The organism is Microbacterium sp. ABR10 (assembly GCF_057812175.1).
The window spans coordinates 2,900,104-2,923,765 of the sequence record NZ_CM173821.1; the positions used below are offsets into that span (position 1 = coordinate 2,900,104).

The 23,662-nt window shown below is 71.0% G+C and carries 20 protein-coding genes; 8 read left to right on the forward strand and 12 right to left on the reverse strand.

Translation table 11 applies throughout. The annotated features are described in order from the left end of the window. Positions 1-160 precede the first annotated feature (160 nt). Together ACXKZF_RS13540 and ACXKZF_RS13545 are read left to right on the forward strand one after the other, a co-directional pair. Positions 161-532, forward strand: a complete 372-nt coding sequence (locus tag ACXKZF_RS13540) for a hypothetical protein (protein WP_488984532.1) — start codon at positions 161-163, stop codon at positions 530-532. Between the two features lie 289 nt (positions 533-821). Beyond that, positions 822-1,922 (forward strand): NAD(P)-dependent alcohol dehydrogenase, encoded by a 1,101-nt coding sequence (locus tag ACXKZF_RS13545; protein ID WP_488984533.1) that lies wholly within the window; start codon positions 822-824, stop codon positions 1,920-1,922. 126 nt (positions 1,923-2,048) lie between these two features. Here ACXKZF_RS13545 and ACXKZF_RS13550 read toward each other — a convergent pair whose 3' ends face one another. Beyond that, on the reverse strand, positions 2,049-2,423 hold the full coding sequence (locus tag ACXKZF_RS13550) for a hypothetical protein (protein ID WP_488984534.1): 375 nt from the start codon (positions 2,421-2,423) through the stop codon (positions 2,049-2,051). 941 nt (positions 2,424-3,364) lie between these two features. Between ACXKZF_RS13550 and ACXKZF_RS13555 the strand changes: the two genes are divergently transcribed. Beyond that, entirely contained in the window at positions 3,365-3,664 is a 300-nt protein-coding gene (locus ACXKZF_RS13555; RefSeq protein ID WP_055960439.1) for a hypothetical protein, read from the forward strand. Between the two features lie 49 nt (positions 3,665-3,713). Here the strand turns inward: ACXKZF_RS13555 and ACXKZF_RS13560 are convergent, their stop codons facing one another. From ACXKZF_RS13560 to ACXKZF_RS13605, 10 genes are all read right to left on the reverse strand, one after another. Continuing rightward, positions 3,714-6,512, reverse strand: a complete 2,799-nt coding sequence (locus ACXKZF_RS13560; protein WP_488984535.1) for an FAD-binding and (Fe-S)-binding domain-containing protein — start codon at positions 6,510-6,512, stop codon at positions 3,714-3,716. Beyond that, positions 6,509-7,498: a 1-phosphofructokinase family hexose kinase gene (locus ACXKZF_RS13565; RefSeq protein WP_488984536.1), complete on the reverse strand. Its 990-nt coding sequence runs from the start codon at positions 7,496-7,498 to the stop codon at positions 6,509-6,511. The genes ACXKZF_RS13560 and ACXKZF_RS13565 overlap by 4 nt, the downstream gene beginning before the upstream one ends. Continuing rightward, entirely contained in the window at positions 7,495-8,322 is an 828-nt protein-coding gene (locus ACXKZF_RS13570; RefSeq protein ID WP_488984537.1) for a class II fructose-bisphosphate aldolase, read from the reverse strand. The genes ACXKZF_RS13565 and ACXKZF_RS13570 overlap by 4 nt, the downstream gene beginning before the upstream one ends. A gap of 143 nt (positions 8,323-8,465) precedes the next feature. Next, positions 8,466-9,455: an ABC transporter substrate-binding protein gene (locus tag ACXKZF_RS13575; RefSeq protein ID WP_488984538.1), complete on the reverse strand. Its 990-nt coding sequence runs from the start codon at positions 9,453-9,455 to the stop codon at positions 8,466-8,468. Positions 9,456-9,496: 41 nt separating this feature from the next. Further along, positions 9,497-10,579 carry an ABC transporter permease gene (locus ACXKZF_RS13580; protein WP_055960458.1) on the reverse strand — a complete coding sequence of 361 codons (1,083 nt, stop codon included), beginning with the start codon at positions 10,577-10,579 and terminating at the stop codon, positions 9,497-9,499. Continuing rightward, positions 10,576-11,355 (reverse strand): ATP-binding cassette domain-containing protein, encoded by a 780-nt coding sequence (locus ACXKZF_RS13585; protein WP_488984539.1) that lies wholly within the window; start codon positions 11,353-11,355, stop codon positions 10,576-10,578. The genes ACXKZF_RS13580 and ACXKZF_RS13585 overlap by 4 nt, the downstream gene beginning before the upstream one ends. Before the next feature lie 2 nt (positions 11,356-11,357). Beyond that, entirely contained in the window at positions 11,358-12,770 is a 1,413-nt protein-coding gene (locus tag ACXKZF_RS13590; protein WP_488984540.1) for an FGGY-family carbohydrate kinase, read from the reverse strand. Next, entirely contained in the window at positions 12,767-13,807 is a 1,041-nt protein-coding gene (locus ACXKZF_RS13595) for a class I mannose-6-phosphate isomerase (RefSeq protein WP_488984541.1), read from the reverse strand. The genes ACXKZF_RS13590 and ACXKZF_RS13595 overlap by 4 nt, the downstream gene beginning before the upstream one ends. Then, on the reverse strand, positions 13,804-15,069 hold the full coding sequence (locus ACXKZF_RS13600) for a LacI family DNA-binding transcriptional regulator (protein WP_488984542.1): 1,266 nt from the start codon (positions 15,067-15,069) through the stop codon (positions 13,804-13,806). The genes ACXKZF_RS13595 and ACXKZF_RS13600 overlap by 4 nt, the downstream gene beginning before the upstream one ends. 85 nt (positions 15,070-15,154) lie before the next feature. Beyond that, positions 15,155-16,153, reverse strand: coding sequence for an aldose 1-epimerase family protein (locus ACXKZF_RS13605; RefSeq protein WP_488984543.1), 999 nt, complete (start codon positions 16,151-16,153; stop codon positions 15,155-15,157). Between the two features lie 128 nt (positions 16,154-16,281). Here ACXKZF_RS13605 and ACXKZF_RS13610 point away from each other — a divergent pair, with 128 nt between their 5' ends. The 4 genes from ACXKZF_RS13610 (at position 16,282) to ACXKZF_RS13625 (ending at position 20,823) form a co-directional block, all read left to right on the forward strand. Further along, a complete protein-coding gene (locus ACXKZF_RS13610) occupies positions 16,282-17,121 on the forward strand; it encodes a class I fructose-bisphosphate aldolase (protein WP_055960316.1) in 840 nt (279 codons plus the stop codon). A gap of 91 nt (positions 17,122-17,212) precedes the next feature. Next, on the forward strand, positions 17,213-18,367 hold the full coding sequence (locus ACXKZF_RS13615) for a Gfo/Idh/MocA family protein (protein WP_488984544.1): 1,155 nt from the start codon (positions 17,213-17,215) through the stop codon (positions 18,365-18,367). 177 nt (positions 18,368-18,544) lie between these two features. Further along, positions 18,545-19,540, forward strand: coding sequence for a LacI family DNA-binding transcriptional regulator (locus ACXKZF_RS13620; protein ID WP_488984545.1), 996 nt, complete (start codon positions 18,545-18,547; stop codon positions 19,538-19,540). A gap of 128 nt (positions 19,541-19,668) precedes the next feature. Next, the gene (locus tag ACXKZF_RS13625) at positions 19,669-20,823 is read left to right on the forward strand and encodes a nucleotidyltransferase family protein (protein WP_488984546.1); all 1,155 of its coding nucleotides are present in this window, start codon (positions 19,669-19,671) and stop codon (positions 20,821-20,823) included. A gap of 12 nt (positions 20,824-20,835) precedes the next feature. Here the strand turns inward: ACXKZF_RS13625 and ACXKZF_RS13630 are convergent, their stop codons facing one another. Next, entirely contained in the window at positions 20,836-22,170 is a 1,335-nt protein-coding gene (locus ACXKZF_RS13630) for an O-antigen ligase family protein (RefSeq protein WP_488984547.1), read from the reverse strand. A 31-nt stretch (positions 22,171-22,201) separates the two neighbouring features. On the opposite strand from ACXKZF_RS13630, the gene ACXKZF_RS13635 reads away from it, so the two are divergent. Next, positions 22,202-23,644 carry an oligosaccharide flippase family protein gene (locus ACXKZF_RS13635; RefSeq protein ID WP_488984548.1) on the forward strand — a complete coding sequence of 481 codons (1,443 nt, stop codon included), beginning with the start codon at positions 22,202-22,204 and terminating at the stop codon, positions 23,642-23,644. Positions 23,645-23,662 lie beyond the last annotated feature (18 nt).

A 23,662-nucleotide genomic window follows, 5' to 3' on the forward strand; every position in this document is an offset into this window, starting at 1 on the left:
CGTCCTCGAGCTGCGCGCTGTCGGCTAGCAGTCGCTCTCGGCAGGCGCCCAAGGCGAGGGCGTCTCCATGGCACGGTCCCCGACATCGTGCGAGCTGTCCACGCTCTCCGGGTGGAGCGTTTCGCGGCGACTCGTCCCCCTCATCGGCTACACCGACACCATGACGGACCGGAATGGGAACTACACCATCCGTGGCCTGGATCCCCGACCCGGCGGCGAGTCCTACATCGTCGGCTTCGGCTCCGACGGAGACGGCGGGATGGCGCTGTGGTGGCGCAACAGCCCCACCATGGAAGGCGCCGAGACCATCGTGATCACCAGCATCGACGAGGCCGTCATCGGGATCGACGCCGACCTGCGCACCCCGCGCACGAACCCGCTCGAATCCGCCCCCTGCCTCGACCGGTCCACCCTGACACTCGCGAAGGCCACCACCGCCGCCCGTGCATACCTGCGCGCTCACCACGACATCGCCGCGCTGAAGACGCTCACCCGCGCCGACGTGCGGCAGTACCTGGCCCGCTGCGCCTGATCGCTCGCGCCGACTAAGCGGCCGCCGGCACCACGCCGACGGCCGCTCACGTCCGCTGTCCGTGCGCACCCCGCGCGAGACCGCCAGCAGTTCGGTCGCTACCGCTGCACGCTCCACCAGAGGAAGGAAGCGATCACGGCTCGCTCATGAACGATCATGGGCGACCCCTGGCCACCACCCCTTCGGGTCGCGGATACTACCGGCATCCGCCGAAGACACCAGGGCCCGTCTCTCGTCAGGCGCCTTTCCTACCGTTCTGGGACGCACTCGCCCTGACCTGAGGAAGAACATGTCCCGCAACATCGGCTATGCCACCCCCGACAAGAACACCCCCCTGGCGCCCTTCACCTTCGACCGCCGCGAGGTGGGCCCCGAAGACGTGCGCATCGACATCGCCTACTGCGGCGTATGCCACTCCGACGTGCACCAGGCGCGCGACGAATTCGGCGGCGCCCTCGCGACGCTGTGGCCCTGCCTCCCCGGGCACGAGATCGCCGGCACCGTCGCCGAGGTGGGCTCCGAGGTGACCCGCTACGCCGTCGGCGACCGTGTGGGCGTGGGCTGCCTCGTCTACTGGGGCGACGAGTCGCAGCGCGGCGTGAGCGAGGAGCAGTACCAGAACCCGCCCGCGATCTTCACCTACAACGGGCAGGACCCCGACACCGGAGACGTCACTCTCGGCGGGTACTCCGACGAGATCGTCGTCAACGAGCACTTCGTGCTGCGCATCCCCGACGCCATCCCGCTCGAGCAGGCGGCTCCGCTGCTCTGCGCCGGCGTCACGACGTGGTCGCCGCTGGCGCACTGGAACATCGGCCCCGGCAGCGTCGTCGCCGTCGCCGGCCTCGGCGGACTCGGTCACCTCGCCGTGCAGCTGGCGAAGGCGCGCGGCGCCGACCGCGTGATCGCACTGACCACCAGCCCCGACAAGGCCGACGCCGTGCGGGCCCTCGGGGCCGACGACGTGATCGACATGACCGACGAGGATGCCGTCGAGGCCCAGGCCTCGAGCGTCGACTTCGTGCTGTCGACCATTCCGACCCCGTTCGACATGAAGCCCTACCTCTCGCTCATCCGCCACGACGGGGCGCTGGTGACGGTCGGCATGCTCGAGCCGATCCACGAGGAGGGCATCGACTTCGGCTTCGTGTCGATGAACCGCATCACGATCGCCGGCTCGCTGATCGGCAGCATCGCCGAGACGCAGGAGGTGCTCGACTTCGCCGCCGAGCACGGGATCGCCGCCGAGGTGAAGGTCATCCCCGTGCAGCAGGTCAACGAGGCCTTCGACGAGATGGTCGCCAACGACATCCGCTTCCGCTTCGTGATCGACAGCAGCACCCTGGATGCCGACCGCGACAGCGCCGCGGAGCTGCCGGCTTCGCAGTGAGCGAGAGGGGACCCGTCCGCTGCCGGGCGCGTCCCCTCACCGCGTCGCCTGCGCTGACGGCTCCAGCGCGTGCACGTTCCGTTTCGCTCAGCCCTCCCCCGGCGGAGAAACGCTACATCGGCGGCGTCAGGAGAAGAGTTGGCGAAGCGCGTCGAGGTCGCCGGAGTCGACGACCTTCTGGACAGCGTCGATGGTGTTCTGATTCACGAACATGGCCTTGAGGGTGTCATTCCAGACGGCTTGCACGGTGTCCACGTCACCGGCATCGACTGCCCTGCCTGCGGACTCGATCGCCTGCTGGTACGGAATCTGTTCGAACCCCGCGGGCGCGTCCTCGGGGGCGAAGTACGGCACCCAAGGAGTGTCGGGGTCGGGGGTCAGCCAGAGCACCTGCTCCGGTTGGATCGTGCGCACGTGATTCATCGGGCCGAGGGTCGGGTACGCGCAGAACCGTTCGGCGATCACCGCCTCCACGTCGCCAGGCTCAACGGTATAGGTCACGGGGGCGCCGTCCTCATCGAATGTCACCTCGCCCCGCGCGAACTCACGTGCGCCGAGATCCCGCAGCGTCCCCCGCCGCTCAAGATACGGACCCCTGGTGGAGCCGTAGACCTCCGACATGCCAGAGCAGGTCTCCGAATCGGCCGATGGCGGCGCCGGCGTCGCTCCCGTCACCGGCGCGGCGACAGCCGTGGGAGCGGATGCCGTGGGAGCGGATGCCGTGGACGTCTGAACTGCCGTCGGCGCTGCCGCAGTGCAGCCGGCCAACGCCGAAGCCGTCAAGGCGAATGCGGCGAGTACAGGGGTGACCTTCGACGTGCCGGACATGACGCCATACTGACAGACCTGTTTCGCTTCACGACGTCGGATGGTGTCATGGCCGCCGCCGCGGAACTTCGATAGCGGCCACCGCCGGGCTGCTCAGCGGGGGCGTGGCTCCGCGCCGCGGTACCCGCTGCAAGCGGATGACGACCGCGGTCGCGCGGGAGAGGTCGGGGCCGTGATCGCCGGCATCGACGAAGCCGTCACCGGGGTTCAGCGACTGACGAGAGTTCCCTCCACCACGTCCTAGGTCGGCGCAGGATCATCGGGGGGAGATTCCGCGTCGCGGTAGTCCTTCTCTCGGCCCAGGAACGCCAGGATCGGATCGACGAGGGCGGCGAGAGCCTCCCAGACGGCGCTCATCGGTTGGGGCGCCCTTGCGCCCGCGGTCGCTCGAGTCCCTCTGCCATAGCCGGATGCTGTCAGCAGCACATCGCGGCTACCACCTCTTGCAATCTGTCCCCGCGCCGTGCATTCTCCTGGCTCAGGATGGCGCGAAGCCGATCGGCTTCGCACCACGGGCCCCCTCCGTTTGTAAAGCTCTAGGCAACTCCCAGCCCGACCCCGACACTGAATTCTCGATCGGCCATGCGGCCGTCAGTCACTGCCGAAGAGGCATCATGGACGATTCCGACCTGGTCCGCCGCGAGGACCGTCTTCGCCGCGAACTCGTGGATCTCGAGCAGCAGATCGCATCGTCGATCGCGAACGCGCTCCGCGTGCCCGGGGGCGGCCTCGCGCACGCGGAGTTTCAGGATCGTCTGCAGATCCGCGCCAATGAGATCCGCGCAGAACTCGGTCTCGCCACGCAGCCTGTCGGCAACCCACCCGGAAAGCCCCGACGGTGGCATCGGTGGCTTCTGTGGCTCTCGCTCGGCGCGGCCCTGGCGGCGATGATGCTCGTCTTCGTTTCCCGGTGACCGGCGACGCCGACGTGCAAAGGGGACGCGCCCGTGAAGACGCGTCCCCTCACCGCGTCGCCCGTTCCAACAGCTCCAACACGTGCACGTACGACTCCCCCGTCGCCTTCGTCATGCCCAGCTCGCACGTGCGATTGCACGAGGCGTGCGCGTCGGCGCCCCAGCCGACGACCTCGGCCGCCTCGGGGGCGGTCGCGGCCCCGGTGAGCTCGGGGTGCAGCATCCCGCGGTCTCCGGCGTAGGCGCAGCAGCCCCAGGCATCGGGCACACGCACCTCGGTGGCTACGGCCTCCCCCACCGCGCGCAGCGCAGGATCGATCCCCAGCTGCTTCGACGAGCACGTGGGGTGCAGCGCCAGCAGCTCCGCCACCGGCGTGGGGCTCAGGGCCGGAAGCAGAGTGGATGCCGCGAAGGCCACGGCATCCACGACCTCCACGCCCTCGTCGCGCAGCGTCGCCGCGAACCCCTCGGTGCAGCTCGACGCATCGCATACGACCGGGAGCGCGCCGTCGCGCGACGCCGAGCGCACGGCGGCGCGCACGCGGGCCGACATCGTCGCGTGCCCCTTCGCGTAGCCCTTCGACGACCACGGGGTTCCGCAGCACAGCGCATCGATTCCGTCCGGCACCACCGCCGCGACCCCGGCGCGCTCGAGCAGTCGCACGAACGCCGCGGTCGCGCCGATTCCGTCAACGGGCCCGAACATGCTGCCCACGCACGCGGGCAGGAACACCGCCACCGGCTCGACGCCCGGCGCGCCGATCCGCGAGCCGAGCGAGCGACGAGACGCCCCACCCGACGGCAGCTCCGCCGAGTACCGCGGCACCGTATCCGTGCCGAGCACCGCGCGGGCGGCATCCGTCACCGTCCGCACCACGGGCATCGGAACCGCCGCAGCCACGGAGAGCGCCGCCGACCCCGCCCGCGTCACCGCACCCCACCCGGTCGCCGCGGCCGACCACCCCGCGGCCACTAGCGGGTTGGCATCTTCTCGACGGAAGCGCTTCATCAGCGTCCCGGTGTTGATGAGCACGGGGCACGCGGTCTGGCACATGCCGTCGACGGCGCAGGTCTGCACACCGTCGTAGTCGTAGTCCTTCTCCAGCTCGGCGACGAGGGCGCCGTCTCCGCGCTCCCGGGCGGCAATCGAGGCGCGCCGGACGACGATCCGCTGCCGCGGGGTGAGGGTGAGCGATCGGCTCGGGCACACCGGCTCGCAGTATCCGCACTCGACGCAGCGGTCGGCCTCGGGCTCGATCGACACGGGCGCCTTGAGGTCGCGCATGTGCACCCCGGGGTCATCGCTGATGATCACGCCCGGGTTCAGGATGCCGCTCGGATCGAGCAGACGCTTCAGCTCCACCATCACGTCGTAGAGCTCGTCGCCGTACTGCCGACGCACGTACGGCGCCATCGCCCGGCCCGTGCCGTGTTCGGCCTTCAGGTTGCCGCCCGCCGCCAGCACGAGGTCGACCATCGCGTCGGTGAAGCCCTCGAATCGACCCAGCGCCCTCGCGCCCTCGAATCGGTCGGTGAGCATGAAGTGGATGTTGCCGTCCTTGGCGTGGCCGAAGATGACGCTGTCGGCGTAGCCGAAACGCTCGAACAACCCCTGCAGGCCCTCGCACGTGTCGGCGAGCCGCTCGACCGGCACGACGACGTCTTCGAGCAGAGCCGTCGTCCCGCTGGGTCGGGCACCGGCGACCGAGGCGTAGAGGCCCTTGCGGAAGGTCCACGCGGCGGCGCGCTGCACCGGGTCACGGGAGAAGACGACCGCGTCGAGAAGGTCCTCCCCGGCGAGCACGCGTGCGCCCGCCCCGGCGAGCTCCCGGAGCGCGAGAGCGTCGTCCGAGTGGTACTCCACGAGCAACGCCGCCTGCGTCGTCGCCTCGAACCCGTGGATGGCGGCGGGAGTGCCGGCCAGACGCTGACCGACGCGGAGGGAGGTGGCATCCATCAGCTCCAGCGTCGCCGCCCCGGTCGCGACCAGCGCGGGAAGGGAGCGCGTCGCGGCGTCCAGCGTCGGGAACACCGCAAGGGTCGTCGCGATGGCGGGGCGGATCGGCACCGTACGGAAGGTCGCCTCGGCGACGAACGCGAGGGTGCCCTCCGACCCGACGACGAGGTGCGCGAGCAGGGCCGCGGGAGTGTCGAAGTCGAGGAAGGCGTTGAGCGCGTACCCCATCGTGTTCTTCATCGCGAACTGCCGCTCGATCAGGGCGACGCTCGCGGCGTTCGTGGCGACGCGCTCGCGCAGGTGCATCAGCCCCTCGACGAGGGCGGGCTCGCGCTCGCGCAGCAGCGCGTCGGCATCGGGCGCGGCCGTGTCGACGACGGTTCCGGATGCCAGGACCAGCACGAGCCCCTCGAGGGTGCGATACGAATTCTCCACGGTCCCGCACGCCATGCCGCTGGAATTGTTCGCCACGACCCCGCCGATCGTGCAAGCGGCCTCGCTCGCCGGATCGGGTCCGAGGCGGTGCCCGTGCCGCAGCAGTCGCGCGTTCACCTGGCGCACCGTCGCCCCGGGTTGGGAGCGCACCCGGCGACCGCCGTCGAGCACGTCGATGCGTCCGAACCACTGTCGCACGTCGACCAGCAGCCCCGCTCCCGACGACTGCCCCGACAGGCTCGTGCCGCCCGAGCGGAACGTGACGGGGGTACCGGATGCCGTGGCCCCCCGCAGGATCGCTCCGACCTCGAGCGCGTCGGCGGCGATCACGACGGCATCCGGGGTCAGGAGATAGTGCGAGGCGTCGTTGGCGTAGGCGACGCGGTCGATCGCGCGGGTACGGATGCGCGCGACGTCGGTGACGGCCGCGGCGATCTCGGGGGCGACGGCGCTCACGCCTGCCCCTCGTCGGTCAGCGCACGAGAGAGGTCAGGGTTCGTCGCGATCACGGCCCGGATGCCGAGCGGCGGCCCCTCGACGATCGTCGACGCGTGCGCCACAGCGTGCGCTCCCCACTCGGCGGCCGAGGCGACGGCCACGGCCAGGGGATCGGCGCCCGCGGCGGGTTCCCTCGTGAGGCCGAGGAGGAAGCCGGCGAGGGCGGCGTCCCCCGCCCCGGCGGTGTTGGCGACGGACGGGGCCTCGGCCCGCGCGAAGACCTCGCGGTCGGCGGTCACGGCGATGAGGCCGTCGGCACCGAGGCTGGCCAGTACGGTCGTCACCCCGCGCGACACGATCTCCCGTGCGGCGGTGACCACATCGCCGAGGGTGTCGAGCGGACGCCCCACCGTCGCCGACAGTTCCTCGGCGTTGGGGGTCAGCAGGTCGATGCCGACGGGGTCGGCGAGCAGCGCGTCGAGGGCGGCGCCGCTGGTGTCGACCGCGACACGCGCCCCGTGTTCCCGCGCTATCGCGCGGACGGCGGCCAGGTCGACCAGGGCCCCGGTCCCGGCGAGTTCCGGCAGACTGCCCGAGATGACGAGCCAGGGCGAGGTGCGGGCGGCGAGCTCCACACCCAGGGCCGAGATCGTGGCATCCCATGCCTCCGGCGACAGGGGTGGAGTGGGCGCGTTGACCTTCGTGGTCGCACCGCCGGCGTCGATGATCGACGTGTTCACGCGGGTCGCGCCCGGCACCTCGACGATGCGCAGCAGCGGAGCTGTCAGCCCGGCGCGGGCGAAGCGCACGTCGTCGGTGCCGAGCACGACCACCGCCGCCGTGTCGGCGCCGCCCGCCGCGAGAGCGGCCGAGACGTTCACCCCCTTGCCGCTCACCTCGCGCGCGTAGCTGTCGGCGCGGGCGAAGGCGCCGCGGCGCAGGGTCCCGACGCGGTAGGTGGCGTCGATCGCCCCGGCGGCGGTCAGGGTGACGATGCCGGTCATGCGCCGACACCCGTCACGACACCGAGCAGGCGCCGCACTTCATCGGCGACCGCCGCGCGGCCCGGAGCGAGCCACCGGCGGGGGTCGATGGCATCCGGGTCCCGGTCGAGCTCGGCGCGGACGGATGCCGTCAGCACGGTGTTGAGGTGGGTGCCGATGTTGATCTTGCGCATGCCCGCGCGCACGGCTCCGTCGATGCCCGCGTCGGCGACTCCGCTCGACCCGTGCAGCACGAGCGGCACGGGCAGGGCCGCGGCGAGCTCGGCGATGAGGTGCTCGTCGAGCCTCGCGCTGCGCTCGCGCATCGCGTGCTCGCTGCCGACGGCGACGGCGAGGGCGTCGACCCCCGTGGTGTCGACGAAGCGCACCGCCTCGTCGACGTCCGTGCGCACGCCGGGTGCGTGGGCGCCCTTGCCGCCGATCTCGCCGAGCTCGGCCTCGATCCAGCCACCGGCAGCGTGCACGCGAGCGGCGACGGCGGCGGTGCGCTCGAGGTTCTCGGCGTCGGCGAGATGAGCAGCGTCGAACATGACCGAGCGGATGCCGACGGCCAACGCCTCGTCGACGAGCGCTTCCTCGGTCGCGTGGTCGAGGTGCACGACGACGGGCACGCGCGCGGACTCGGCGAGACGTAGGGCGGCGGAGCCGGCGGGGGCGAGACCCCCGTGGAACGCGATGGCGTTCTGCGACAGCTGGAGGATGACGCCGCTGTCTGCGGCTTCGGCGCCGGCGATGATCGCCTCAGCGACCTCGAGGGTGATGAAGTTGAAGGCCCCGACCGCGCGGTGCGCGGCGAGCAGTTCGGGCATGTCGGCCAGCGGCACGGCGGTCCTTTCTGGGCGCGCGTGAGTTACCGAACTCTGTCGCTTCAGCGGTGTCGGAAGCGGCAATGTGGGGCAAGTCGCGCGGGGAGGGGGTGGATGCCGGGACCTCGGCGCGAGTGCGCGAGGTCCCGGCATCCGGGGTTTCAGCAGCTGGACTTGTAGACGGCGTCGGCGCCGTCGGTGGCGATGTTGTCCTTGGTGAGGATGGTGAAGCCGGTCTGGATCTTCTCCTCCGTGGCCTCACCCTTCAGCGCCGCGATGGCCTGCTTCACGCCGTCGGAGCCGATGGTGGCGGGCTCTTGGGCGACGAGGGCCTGGACGGTGCCGGCTTCGAGGGCTTTCACCTGGGCGGGGCCGGCGTCGAAGCCGACGATGGTGACCGATCCCTGCTTGCCGGCCTGCTGGACGCCGGTGGCGGAGCCTTCGGCGGCGAACAGGTTGGCGGCGAAGATGCCGACGATGTCGGGGTCCTTCTGCAGCGCGGCGGTGACGATCTCCGCGGCGGTGGAGGGCTCGTTGTGCGAGTACTGCACCCCCACCGATTCGAACTTGCTGTCCTTGGCGACGGCGTCTTCGAAGCCCTGGGCGCGGGCGTCGGTGGTGGAGACACCCGGGTCGGTGGACACGACGAGCACCTTGCCACCGTTCGGGTTGGCCTCCTGGATGGCTTCGAACGCGGCGGCGCCGCCGCCTTCGTTGTCGGAGGAGATCTGCGACACCGCACCGGAGGGGTCCTCCAGCGTCGTGTCGACGAGGACGACCTTGATCCCGGCGGCTTCGGCGGCAGCGATGGGGGCCTGCATGGCCGACACGTCGGTGGGGGCGATGAGCAGCGCGTCGGGCTGCGACGCGACGACGGCGTCCACGATGGGCTTCTGCAGGGTGGGGTCGAACTTCTCGGGGCCCTGGGTGGTGACGGTGGCGCCTTCTTTTTCTGCTTCGGCTTCGATGCCGCACTGCATGGAGATGTAGAACTCATCTCCCGCGACGCCCTGCACGAACGCGATCTTGTACCCGTCCTCGGCACCGCCGGAGGCACCGCCCGACGAGGATCCGCCGGAGCACCCGGCGAGGACGAGGGTGGCTGCGGCGCCGAGGGTGGCGAACGCGAGAACCTTGCTGTTCCACTGCATTGTGATGACCGTTCTCTCTTGGTGGGGTCGGATGCCGGGCCTCAGCCGCGGCGTCCTCCGCTGACGAACTTTCGCCAGAGGCTCTGGGTGTTGCCGCGCGTGGCGGCGGTGCGGCGTACCTGGTCGACGTAGACGGCGGTGATCAGCACCGCACCGACGGCGACCTGCTGCCAGAAGGGCTGCACACCGGTGATGACGAAGCCGTTCTGCAGCACCGCCGGGATGAACAGGCCGACCACGGTGCCGAAGATCGTGCCCACGCCGCCGAAGAGGGACGTTCCGCCGATGACGACGGCCGCGATGACGTTCAGGTTGGTCTGCGACTGACCCGCGATCGCCGTGGTCGAGAACTGCGACAGGGCCAGGATGCCGGCGAGCCCGGCGAGCGCCCCCGAAAGCGTGTAGACCGAGATGAGGTGGCGGTCGACCTTCACGCCGACGCGGCGGGCGGCGAGCTCGCTCGAGCCGACGGCGTAGGTATAGAGGCCGAACTTCGTGAAGTGCAGCACGATGGCCCCGATCACCACGACCACGAGCGCGATCACGCTGATGATCGGCAGCGACCCGAACACGTTGCCGTAGCCGATCGACACCGTGAGCACCGTCGGGACGTCGCGGATATCGACGCCCCCGGTGATGATCTGGGCGAGCCCCAGCGCCATGCCGAGCGAGCCCAGCGTCACGATCAGCGGCGGGATCTTCGCCTTGGCGATGAGGAAGCCGTTCAACAGCCCCCAGCACACGCCACTGAAGATCGAGACCAGGATGCCGACGGTGGCGACGCCCCACCCTTCTCCGCCGAGAGCCCGCATGACGGTCGCCGAGACGACCCCCGAGAACACCAGAACCGAGCCGACCGAGAGGTCGATGCCCGAGGTGATGATGATGTACGTCATCCCAACGCCGAGCACCGCCAGGATCGAGGCGTTCTGAATGATGAGGCGGAAGTTCGACCACTGGGCGAATGAGTCCGGCGCCAGTGCACTGAAGATCAGCACGATGACGATGAGGATGATGAGGATCTGGAAGGCCTGCGCCTTGAGCAGCCCCACGAAGAAGTTCGGCTTCGAATCGTCGAAGGTGCCGATCGCGACGGTCTCCGTCGGCGGTGTCGTGGTGCTCATTTCTGGTCGTCCTTCGTGACGGCGCCGGTCATGAGCCCGACGAGTTCTTCCATGGAGGTCTGCTTGGCGTCGATGTTCGCCACCCGGGTCCCCAGGCGCAGCACCTGGATGCGGTCGCACACGTCCATGACGTGGGGCATGGAGTGGGAGATGAGAACGACGGCGATGCCCTTGTCGCGGACGCGACGGATCGTTTCGAGGACGTTCTTGGTCTGACGCACGCCGAGAGCGGCGGTGGGTTCGTCGAGGAACACCAGACGCCCCGCCCAGTGCACGGCACGGGCGATCGCGATCGCCTGCCGCTGCCCACCCGACATCTCCCCCACGGGAGAGGTGAGGGAGCGGACGGTCGCGCCGAGCTCGTCGAACGCCGCGCGGGACGCGACGGCCATGTCCTTGGTCTTCATGAACCCCAGGGCCCCCGCGAGGCCCGGGCGGCGGATCTCCCGCCCCAGGTACATGTTCTGCACCGGGTCGAGGTGCGGGGCGAGGGCGAGGTCCTGGTACACCGTCTCGATACCGAGGGCCGAGGCGACCTGCGGGTTGGACATCTCGATCGGCTTGCCGTCGAAGAGGATCTCGCCCTCATCGACCGCCAGGTTGCCCGACAGGGCCTTCACGAGGGTCGACTTGCCGGCGCCGTTGTCGCCGATGAGAGCGGTGACCTCCCCCGGGTAGACCTCGAAATCGACGTTGTTCAACGCCCGGACATGGCCGAACTGACGCGACAGGCCCCGCGCCTGCAGCACAGGGACGGCTGTGGTGACTGACGACATCGTCAGCTCCTTTCGTTGGTGAGAAGCACGCTCTCGTCGGAGACGAGAGAGGAAGAAAGGAACGTCTCGGCGACGTGCTCGAACGATCCGGTCGAGGCGGCGAAGGCGGCGAACAGCGCCGCCCCGTACGCGGTGCCCTCGTCGTGGGTCGACACGGTGACCTCCGGCAGAAGCGACGAGCGCGAGCGGACGACGGACGCCATGGTCGACCACCCCCCGGTGAGCACGGTCGAAGTAGGAGGAGCGACCTCGCGGTCCATCACCGCCATGCATTCGGCGAGCATGTCGTTGCCGTGGCGCAGGCTCGCCGCGAACAGCTCGGCGGGGCTGAGCCCGTCGCTCTGCGCGACGATCTTCAGCACGCCGTCGTCGTTGCGCGCGCCCGAGACCTCGAGGCCGCCGTCGGCGAGGGTGCCGTCGACGGGCAGTGCCATGGCCGCATCATCGATGCGCGCCCGGCCCGTGGCATCCGTGATCCCGAGCAGCTGCAGCACGCGCCGCATGAGCAGCCCCGACTTCGTGCCCGCCAGCAGCACGTACTTACCGGGGATGACATGGCGCACGCAGTTGATGCCCGCGTGGGCGAGTCGCTCCCGGGCGTCGAACGGCAGGGTGTCGTCGAGCACGCGCACGAGCGCCTCGGCGGTACCCATCGAGTCGTACAGCTGGCCCGTGCGGGTGGCACCGGCGGCGACGGCCGAGACGAGGTGGTCGTGTCCGGCGATCGTGAGCGCGGCTCCCTGGAAGCCCGCGGGCAGAGCGGGATCGTCCAGCGCCCCGACGGCCTCCCCAGCACTGACGCGCGCACCGAGGATCGACTCGTCGACGCCCAGCACGTCGAGGGCCGCGGCCCACGGGGTGCTGTCGTCCTGGTCGATGAGCCCGGTCCGAGAGACGAGCGAGTACTCGGCCACCCGCGGCCCGCCGAGGGCGTGCACGACGAACTCGGGGACGTTGAGGAAGGTCGTTCCGGCGAGCGCGATGCCGCTCTCGCGCAGGTACAGCAGCTTCGCGATGGATGCCAGCGGCCCCACCGGCAGCCCGGTGCGGCCGAGGAACTCGGCGCGGAACGCCGCGGGCGTCGCCAGGATCTGCTCGGCGCCACGCGGGTCGAACCACGCCATGAGCGGCGCCAGCGCGGTGCCCTCGGCATCCAGGAGCACACCCGCCTCCGCCATGCCCGAGACGGCGAGGGCGATCACGCGATACCCGTCGTCCAGCCGCGCGTCCGCCTCGGCGGCGAGCTCGCGCACCACGGCGATCGCGCGCTCGGCGGGCATCTCGGCCCGACCGTGGTCGAGGTTCGTCCACGGAGAGGGTCGACTGACGACGAGCACCTGGTGCCCGTCGGGGGTGGCGACCAGCAGCTTGGTGCTGGTGCTTCCCATGTCGATGCCGACGACGTAGTCGCTCACCGAACTCCCCCACCGCGGAGGGTGCCGGGCCAGCCGACGCCGGGGGATGCCACGAGCACCTCGGCCTCGCCGGTCAGGCGCCACGCGCCGAAGGCGTGCGGCACGGCGTACACCTGTCCGCGCTCGACATCGGTCGAGCCCGCGTTCGACACCATCGCGCCGGACCCCTCGCGCACGAGCACCACCGCGAAGCCCGCCTCGCGCGCCGCGGTCTCCCCCGCGGCGTCGAACAGACGGAAGTAGGGGTCGGCGACGGTCGGAAGCAGCGAGCGGAAGTCCGCCCCCGCCGGGGTCGTGCCGGCCGTGCTGATGAGAGCGTCGAGGGCCTCGGCATCCATCTTCTCGGTCGACACCGCGGGCATGACCGCGTCGAAGCCCAGGTCGAGGTGCGACTCCTCGCGGGTGGAGGTGGTCACCGACCACTCCAGCAGGATCGAGAAGTCGGTGGGTTCCTGCACCTCGGCGACGAAGATGCCGCCGTCGATCGCGTGCACCGTCCCGGCGGGTACGAGCACACCCATACCCGCACGCACGACCACGCGGTTCATGCGCGACAGCATCCATTCGCTGTCCTGCGCGTCGCGGCGGCGATCGAGCTCGTCGCGGTCGACGTCCTGGTTCCAGCCGACGTGCACGGCGCAGTCGTCCTCGGTCTCGAGCACGTACCAGGCCTCGGTCTTGCCGTAGGGACAGTCGAGGTGGGTGCTCGCGAACCCGCGGTCGGGGTGCACGTGCACGGGAAGACGCTGACGCGCGTCGAGGAGCTTGACCAGGATGCCGAGATCGGCGGCATCCCGCCCGCCCCGTGCCCCCACCCACGACGCACGGTCGGCGGTGACGAGGTCGCGGAGGAAGGCGCCCTGGTCGGTGACGGCGAGGCCGATGTCATCGGAGCCGAAGCGCGACACGGTCGAGCCGAGCCACTCCTCAGGCTGACGGTCGGTCTCGGGCACGATGCCGCGGAGGGCGGCGATGCGGTCGCCGCCGAGGTAGAAGTGCTGCACGGGGTTGGGCGGCAGCAGGACGGGCGTCGTCACGGGGCTCCGATCGGGGCTGCGGCCGGAACGGCGGCATCGCCGCCCGGCTCGGGGTGGACGAGGGTGAGCGCGGTCGCGACGAGGGCTGCGGCGGGCTCGACGAGGACGGCGGGGAGCGTCGCCGACGACGCAGATTCGGAACGCCGCGACAGAATCGCATCGGGCGCGAAGCCGCGTCCGAATCCGTTGCGCCGCTCCGATTCCGCGAAGGCCACCGCGACCGGCCGACCCGCCGGGGCGACCTCACCCGATCCGCGCGGCACGAGGCGCGTCGGCACGACGATGCGGGCGGGCCCCTCGTCGGGGCGTTCGGCGCGCTCTCGCAGCAGCGAGAACGCGGCCGTGGCGAGAAGCCGCGGGTCGTGGTCGACGAAGGTGATGCCGGGATCGAGCACCTCGGCGAGAGTGAAGTCGCCGAACGAGATGAGCGCCGGCATTCTCAGTCCCCTCGCGCGAATGGCGCGGACGGTGCCGATCGCGGCGAGGCTCGTCGCGCACAGCAGCGCGGTGGGGGCGTCGTCACGCTCGAGGAGCCGGGAGGCTTCGGCGGCTTCCCCGCGCCCGAAGCGTTCGTGGGTGACGACCAGCGACGGGTCGAAGGGGAGCCCCGCGGCTGCGAGGGCCGAGCGGTAACCGGCCAGCCGGTCGCTGACGGTGGGGTAGGGCACGTCCTCGCCCATGAAGGCCACGCGTCGGTGTCCATGAGCGATCAGCGCGGCGGTGGCCTCGACGGCCGCCCCGAAGTCGTCGATGACGACCGCGTCGATGCCGGAGCGCACCCGGTCGATGCAGGCCACGGGAAAGCGGGTGCGCAGGGCCGCCAGGGTCGAGGCCGCGACCGCCACGGGCGCCACGATGAGCCCCGCCAGTCGGTGCCCGGTGAGGCGCTCGAGCTGTGCGCTCTCGCGGGCGGCGTCGTAGCCGGTGCTGGCGAAGATGACGCTGAGGCCCTCCGCGACCGCGAGCTCTTCCACGACGCTGACGAACGCGGCGAAGAAGGGGTCGCTGATGGCGTCGATCAGGATGCCGATGGTGTCGGCGTCGCGGCGCTTGAGCTCGCGGGCGCTCCTGTCGGGCACGAAGCCGAGCTCGCGCACGGCACGCAGGACGCGTTCCCGGGTGGGCGGCAGCACCCCTGTCTCGTCGTTGATGACCCGCGACACGGTCTTGGGGCTCACGCCTGCCGCCGTCGCGACGTCGATGAGCCGAGCGCGCGGCCGAAGCGTCGTGGCCTCGCCGGCCGTCTCTCGCTCGTGCGTCATCGCTGCTCCGACATCGTTGTCTTGCGGATCGGGAACCCTCGTTCGGGCTCTGCTGGAGTCAGCATGAGCCTGCGGGACAACGTTGTCAAGTCACGGATCCGTCTCGGATGACATCGATGTCGAGGCCGAGCTCCCACGCCGATCCCGGCCCGAGCTCGCGCAGCAGACCCGCCGCCCGCGCGTCGGCGCGCCCGAGGATCGTCGCCGCCGTCGCCGGCTCCACGCCGAGGACGACCGCGCCCTCCTGCGCCACCCGCCACTGGAACATCCCCGGCAGCACGGCGGTGTCGAACGAGATCCGGATGCCGAGCCCCGACCGCGACACGACCTCGGCGGCGACACGACGGTCTACGGGCAGCTCGTGCGCGAAGACCTGCTCGGGGTACTCCGCGACGGGCTCGGGGAACTCCGCCCACGACGCGAGACCCGCCTCTGTCGCCGCATCGCGGGCGCGCACCCGTTCCGCCGGCGAGCGCAGCACGGAGCCGGCATCGATCACCGGCCAGCCGAGGTTGACGTGATAGAGCACCATGGGCTCGACCGCGCGCGAGCCGCGGTTCACGATCTCGTCACGCAGCTCGATCCGCCCCGCCCCGAACGGCAGCCGCACACGCCGGCGCAGTTCGAGGTGCGCGCCGAGCACGGTCGCCTCCACGACGGTCGCCTCCACGATCACGGCGTCATCCGAGACCTCCGATCGGGTGACGGATGCCGCGAGCCCGCTGTACCGCCCGTGCTGCGGATGCTCCCCCTCGGCGTCGACCGACGGTGGGCCGAACGACAGCAGCCCGCAGGTCGTGACGAGGCCCCCGCCGAACGACGCCCCGAAGCCCCCGGCGCCCGGTCGTAGCCACCCCGTCGGCGACACCCAGGCCAGTGGCACCCCGCGGTGACGCACCTGTCCGATGTCGAGCCCGCGGTCCGGCAGCAGTTCGACCTCGAGTTCTCCCGCGATCACCCGCAGACGCCGGGTTCCGGCATCCGGTCCATCGGTGCGCACCGAGGCTTCCACGCTCGCCACCTGCGCGAACGAACCCGTGCGCCGCCGCGCCTCGTCGACCGTCGATCCGTACAGCTCGCCCATGAGCCCCGCCTTCCTCGCCGTTGCGCGGCTCACGCTAGCAGTGATTGACAACGTTGTCTCGTCACCCGCATACTGACCGACGAGCGCAGAGCAGCGCCCCGACACGACGTCTCGGAGACCCACACCCCATGTCGAAACCCCGCCTCCACCGCCTCTTCAACGCGAAATCCGGCCGCGCGCTCGACGTCGCGGTCGATCACGGCGCGTTCCACGAGCACAACTTCCTCACCGGTATCGAAGACATGGCGAAGACCGTCGCGACGCTCGTCGACGCCGGCCCCGACGCCGTTCAGCTCACCCTCGGCCAGGCGCCCCTGTTGCAGTCCGTCCCCGGCAAGCAGAAGCCCGGACTGGTGCTGCGCACCGACATCGCCAACGTCTACGGGGATCCGCTCGAATCGCCCCTGCACAGCATCCACGTTCCGGATGCCATCGAGGTCGCCGTCCGTCTGGACGCGGTCGCCGTCTGCGTGAACCTGCTCGACCTGCCCGGCGAGCCGCAGGTGCGCGAGCAGTGCATCCGATCGATCCTGGCGCTCCGCACCGACGCCGAGCGGTACGGGATGCCGTTGATGATCGAGCCGCTGGTCATGCAGACCAAGCCCGGCACCGGCGGCTACGGCGTCGATGGCGACACCGCCAAGATCGTCACCCTCGTCCGCCAGGCGCGCGAGCTCGGCGCCGACCTCATCAAGGCCGACCCCACCGACGACATCACCGAGTACCACCGGGTCATTCAGGCGGCGGGTGACACCCCGCTCCTCGTGCGCGGCGGGGGCCGTGTCGACGACCGCACGCTCCTCGAGCGCACACGGGCCGTGCTCGAGCAGGGCGCGCGCGGCATCGTCTACGGCCGCAACGTGATCCAGCACCATGACCCGGCCGGCATCACCGCGGCGCTCATGGCGGTCGTCCACGACGACGCCTCGGTCGACGACGCCCTCGCCCTCATCGGCGGTGCCGCGTGAGCCCGCTCCAGGTCCCAGCCTCTTGCAGCCTCGCCGCCACGACCGCCGACGCCCGCGCCACGATCCCCGCCACTCGCGAAGGAGACCAGGAATGACCGGCAAGAAGGTCGGAATCGGCATCATCGGCGGCGGCCTCATGGGCCGCGAGATCGCTGCCGCCCTGCGCCGCTGGCCGGCGCTCATCGATCACCCGGCCGAGCCCGAGCTCGTCGCCGTATGCGACATCAACCCGGCCGCCCTCGAATTCTTCGAGCGCATCGACACCGTGCAGCTGACCACGACCGACCACCACGAGCTCCTCGCCGACCCGCGCGTCGACGTCGTCTACATCGCGGTGCGCCATGATCTGCACGAGCGCCTGTACGTCGACACCATCCGCGCCGGCAAGGCGCTGCTGGCCGAGAAGCCGTTCGGCATCGACCGCGCCGCCGCCGACGCGGTCGTCGCCGCCATCGACGAGACGGCCGGGTCGTTCGTCCGCGTCTCGAGCGAGATGCCGTTCTTCCCCGGTGCGCAGTGGGCCGTCGACTACGTCACGTCGGGCGCCCTCGGCCGCATCGTCGAGGCGAAATGCACGTTCCTCCACGCCAGCGACATCGATGTGAACAAGCCGCTGAACTGGAAGCGGCAGAAGCAGTTCTGCGGCGACGCGGGCGTGCTCAACGACCTCGGCATGCACACGTGGCACGTGCCGCTGCGCCTGGGTTGGACGCCCGAGAAGGTCGTCGGCATCCTGCAGGACGTCGTCACCGAGCGCCCCGGCCCCGACGGCACCCTGCAGCCGTGCGATACGTGGGACAACGCGGTCATCCACTCGTGGGCCCGCCACGACGGCGCGGCCTTCCCGCTCACCACCGAGACCAAGCGCATCGCGCCCGGGCAGAAGAACACCTGGGAGTTCGAGGCCATCGGCATGTCGGGCGGCGTGCGCTTCAGCACCAAGAACCCCAAAGAGGTGCAGGTTTTCGCCTTCATCGACGTGCCCGGGGTCGGCCGTGAGCAGAGCTGGCAGAGGATCGACGTCGGCAGCCAATCGGTATGGCCGACGGTGACGGGCCCGAACTTCGAATCGGGATTCTCGGATGCCATCCTGCAGATGTGGGCGGCCTTCCTCGCCGAGTACGTGGGCGAGCTGGGCGACGGCTTCGGCTGCGTCCGTCCCGAGGAGGCCGCGCTCACGCACCGCCTTTTCGCCGCCGCGATCGCGTCGCACGAGAACGGGACGTTCGTCGCCCCCGAGCTCTGACCTCCTCCCGACAAGCCCGTCGAGTGTCCAGGACTCGCCGCATCCGTCGCGCGGCGGCGGCGTGTCTGTGACACTCGACGGGCGCATCGGCCCCCGCCGGCGCGCGGATCCCGGAGTCGGCCGGCCCGCATCCCTATGCTCGGAGGATGCCGCACCCGACGGCATCCGAGGAGACTCATGCGCAAGACCGGCCGGCCCACGATGGTCGACGTCGCCGCCGACGCCGGAGTGAGCCTGAAGACCGTCTCGCGCGTCATCAACGGCGAACCCAACGTCGACCCGGGCATGGCCGAGCGGGTCGCCGCCGCCGTGCAGCGCCTCGGCTACCACCGCAACGCCCTCGCGGCGAGCCTTCGCTCCGGCAGCCGCGACACCATCGGCTTCATCGCCGCCGACCTGTCGAACACGTTCTACATGGCCGTCGCCGCCGCCGTCTCCACGATCGCCGCCCGCGAGCGCATGCACCTCGTCATGGCCTCCAGCGAAGAGGATGCCGACATCGAGCGCTCCCTCGCACTCGACCTGTGCCAGCGCCAGGTGGGGGGTCTCATCGTCGTCCCCACCGCAGACGACCACGCCTATCTGGCACGCGAGGTCGAACTGGGCACCCCCGTCGTCTTCCTCGACCGCCCCGGCAGCGGCATCCCGGCCGACGCGATCCTGCTCGACAACCGCGGGGGCGCGCGCGCGGCCGTGGCCGAGATGCTCGCCGCCGGACACCGCCGCATCGCCGTGCTGCTCGATCGCCGCAGCATCTACACGATGTCCCAGCGGTGGGCCGGCGTCGAAGAGGCCTTCGCCGCCGCGGGCCGGACGCCCGACCCGGCGCTGGTGGTCGACGGCCTGCACACCCCGGTCATGGCCCGCGACGCGATGCAGCGGCTGCTCGACGGCGACGGCGCTCCCACGGCCGTCTTCTGCGCGAACAACCGCGTCACGATCGGGGCGCTGGAGGCGATCCTCCCGCGCGGGGCCGACGTCGCCGTCGCGGGCTTCGACGACTTCGAGCTGTCACGTCTGCTGCCCCGTCGCATCCGCATCGTCGACTACGACGTCGCCGATCTCGGTGCCCGTGCCGCGGAGACTCTGCTCGCTCGTGCCGCCACGCCGGCGACGGGTTCCCACACGCACCTCGTCCCCACGCGTCTGGTCTACCGGGGCGGCATCCGCTGATCGCCCCTTGCTGGTGAGATTCGCCCCTGCGCGGGTGATTTGAAGGGGGCGTCCCGGTGACCTGGCCCCGGTGGCACCGGTGAGACGGCAAGACTGAGAGGTCACCCGCCGTCTCCCTGAGGTCATTCATGCGCAGTTCCGTCCCCCCTGATCACGGGTGGATCCCGATCGCGTACGGCGCGCTCGATATCCGCGGATCCGACCACTTCGCCGAGGACGCCGACGTGCTGGTGCTGCCGACGCGGCCGGGCGAGGCCCTGTGCCTGGTCGGCGAGGGCGCGACCCTCTGGCGGCGGCTCGTCGCCGCCGGCCCCGTCGCACCGGCGTCGTTCACCCCCGAAGAGAACGCGATCCTGGCGCACCTCAGCGCTCTGAGCCTGGTCACGGTCGCGGCATCGCACCCCGCACAGATCACCGCGCTGCACCCCCCGACGCTTTCGTCACCGCTGCACGAACTCGTCTACGCCCTCGTCGCGCGTGTGGCGGCGCACCAGGGCATCGCGTGCGTGTTCACCAAGGGTCCCGCCCTCCGCCTCCAGGGCCTGCGCGAACGCGAGCATTCGGGCGACGTCGACCTCTGGTGCGATCCCGCACGCGTCGACGAGCTCGCCGATGAACTAGTCCCGTGGGGCTGGGACCTCGCGCCCGACCCCTGGCGCGGCACGACGATCCACCACACGGCGACGCTCACCCCCCGGCGATGGGGGTGCGAGATAGACATCCACCGACGCTTCGCCGGGCTCGTGCTCGATGACGACCGGGCTTTCGCGCTCGTGCTCCGCGACGCCGTCCCCCTGCGCTTCGGCGCCGTCGATGTGCTCGTCCCCGCTCCCGCCACGCACGCCGTGCTGGCGGCGCTGCACGCGGTACGTCCCGAGATCGGCGCCGGCCCGCGCACCCCCGCTACCTCGGCCTCCGCGCGGGCCTTCCTCTCCCGTGTCGAGGGAAGCGTCGCTCGGGCGCGTGAACTCGGCGCCGTCCCGGCGTTGCGTCTCGAGCTCGAGCCCCTGACCGCCCCCGGCAGCCTCGAAGCGGATGCCGCGGGCACCCCGCGCGACTGGGCGTGGCGGCAGCAGCCCGACCACGTCCGCGCCTATTGGATGGCGATGAGCGGGGTGTCCTGGCCGATGCGCGCACGGCTGATCCTGCGGTTCGTCTGGCCGCCCGACGATGTCGCGATGGCCTCCGCCCGCCACGCGGGCCACTCCGCCACGACCCCGCAGCGAGCGCGATGGATCCGCCTCCGGCGCGGCATCCGCGACTGGGTGCGGCGGCGTCGCTGAACCGAGAGGGGCTCAGCGACGGCGCGCCCGCAGGGCCGCACGGGTGAGCGGGACGGAGGCAGCATCCAGGGCGCGGGTGAATTCGTCCTCCTCCCGCTCGACCCACCCCTGGCCGGCCAGGACGAATAGCGGGATGAGGGCGGATGCCGACAGGGGACCCCACCCCACCAGACCGAACGGGGTCTCCGTCGCCCCCATCACCAGCAGCGCCATCACGAACGCCACCCCGACGCCGCGCTGCCGCGCGGACGGTCGACGCAGTGTGGCGAAGAGCGCGATCACCAGGAGCGCTCCCCAGGCGACCAGCACCACCGCCCCGCCCTGCATCAGTGCCGTCAGGGCGAGGTTGTGCGCGTGGCTCGCGGCGCTCGAGAGCACGGATCTCAACAGGGCGTAGTTGTCGGCGAACCAGTGGGCGCCCAGGCCGAAGAACCAGTGGTCGCCGAGCTGCTGCCTATCGAAGATCCAGATGGCTCCCCGATAGGTGTACGCCTCGGGATCGGTCTCGGTGAACGGCAGCCAGAACACGGCGAAGACCGCCACGGCGAAGCCCCCGACGGCGACGGGAGCGAACGCGCTCCGCGGCAGCACCCGGGCCAGGAGGAGCACCGCCAAGACGACCGCGACCCCCACGAGGGCAGTCCGCGACGACGACAGGATGAGCGCCCACATCACGACGGCGAACAACACCAGCCGCACGGGCCATCGTCGCGCGAGGAACACGAACGGCAGGGCGAGCGAGAGGAACATCCCGAAGGTGTTGGAGTGGGTGAAGATCCCGGCCAGCAACGGCGCCCCCGTCAACGACTTGTCGAAGCTGTTCGTGCCGCCTGCGATGAGCACCTTCGACGGTGCCAGGTAGACCGCGGCGATCGAGGCCGCGGCGACGATTGCGCCGAGATAGCCGACCAGCGCGAGGTCCGGCGTTTTCACCCGCACACTCACCAAGAGCGCGCCCACTGCCGCGGTGACGAGCAGGCCGAGCGTCGGTGGGCGCCCGTGGACCAGTTCGTTCGCTGCCAGCACGAGACCGGGGGCGATCACCAGGATCAGGCTCGGCGCCGTCACCCTCCAGAACAGCCCCACGAAGAAGGTGGTGGCGACGGCGACGACCGGCACGACGATCGCGCCGAGGCTGTCGAGCGTCAGGGCCAGAGCGACGGCCGAGGTCTTGCCCTCCACGTAGTGCTGGCGGTCGCTGAACACCGTCTCGACGACGGGCGACGCGATCGAGTACGCCCAGACCAAGATCACCATCGCTCGGCGGGCGCGTACGGAGTCGACTAACCCGGGGGTCGACGAACGGGGGCCTCCGGGGGCGGCTCTTTCGCTGGTTAGCGTGCTCACGGCCGTCACCGTACAGCGCAAGGAGAACCCCGTGACCACGACCGACGTCGTCGCCCCCCGGAGGAAGGGGGCGTTCTTCCTCCTCGGGGCGCAGTGGGGACGATACGTCTCGCAGATCCTCGGAATCGTCGTCCTGGCGCGACTGGTCGGGCCCGCCGACTTCGGCATCGTCGCCCTCGGAGCCTCCCTCGCGGGGCTCGCCGCCGTCCTCGGCGATTTCGGCCTCAGCATGGCGGCATTGCGCGCGCCCTCCCTCGACGGACGCCAACGCACGAATCTCTTCTGGATGAACGCCGGCATCGGCGGGCTCGCGGCCGCTCTCGTCGTGGCGATAGCCCACCCGTTCGCCGCCGTCTTCGACGACGACCGACTCGTGACGGTGCTGCTGTTGCTCGCGCCCGCCTTCCTGCTGCGGTCGGCCAGCGCGCAGTTCCGTGTGGAGTTGAACCGTTCGGGGCGCCTGGGGCGGTTGGGCCTGACCGAGTTGACGGGCGACCTGTCAGGACTGGCGGTCGCGGTGGTCGTGGCCCTCTTCGGCGGCGGGTACCTCGCGCTCGCCCTGCAGGGCACTCTCGCCGCGGCCGTGACGCTCGTCTTCGCGCTCGCATTGACCCCGTGGCATCCCGGTCTCCCCCGACGCGGGGCCGAGATGCGAGGACTCCTGACCTTCGGGGGGAACACCTTCCTGGTCCATGCCCTCAACTACGCATCGACGAATGTCGGCACGATCATGATCGCCCGCACCGCGACCGATCAGGTGATCGGCTATTTCAACCGGGCGACTCAGTTGGTGAATCTGCCGATCGACCAGTTGATCACCCCGCTGACGCGCGTCGTCATCCCCCACCTCGCCGACGCACCCGGACCGGCCGAGGTGGGTGCGCGTCTCTCACGGTTCCAGACGGTCCTCTGCTATCCCGCTTTCGCCTATCTCAGCCTCTTCGTCGCCACCGCGCGGCCCGCCATCGAGGTCGTGCTCGGACCCGCGTGGGCGGATGCCGCGGCCTTCGTGCCCGTCCTCGCGGTCGCTGCGGTGTTCCAGACGCTCGGGTACCCCCAGTACTGGGCCTTCGTGTCGACCGGGCGTTCCGTGGTCCTGCTGGCGTCCGAGGCGGTGGGCCGCGTCGCGATGATCGCGCTCGCGGTGGCCCTGTCGTTCCAGGGACCGATGGCCGTCGCCTTCGCGATCGCTGCGGGACAGATCCTCCTGTGGGCGGCGGCGGCCGTCGTCTTCCTGCCGCGCACCGGTGTGCGCTCGAGCGTGCTCATGCGGGCGGCTCTCGCGCCCGTCGCCGTCTTCGGTGCCGCGTGGGCCACCGCGACTCTCGCGGACGCCGCCTTCTTCACCCCGCTCGACCCCCTCGCCCGCCTGTCCTGCACCGCCGGGGTCTGGGCGATCGTCGTGTCGGCGCTGATCCCGCTCCTCGCCCGCCGCGACCTTCGTCTCATCGCGGCGACGATCCGGCGGAGGTGACATCGGCGGCCGTCGTCA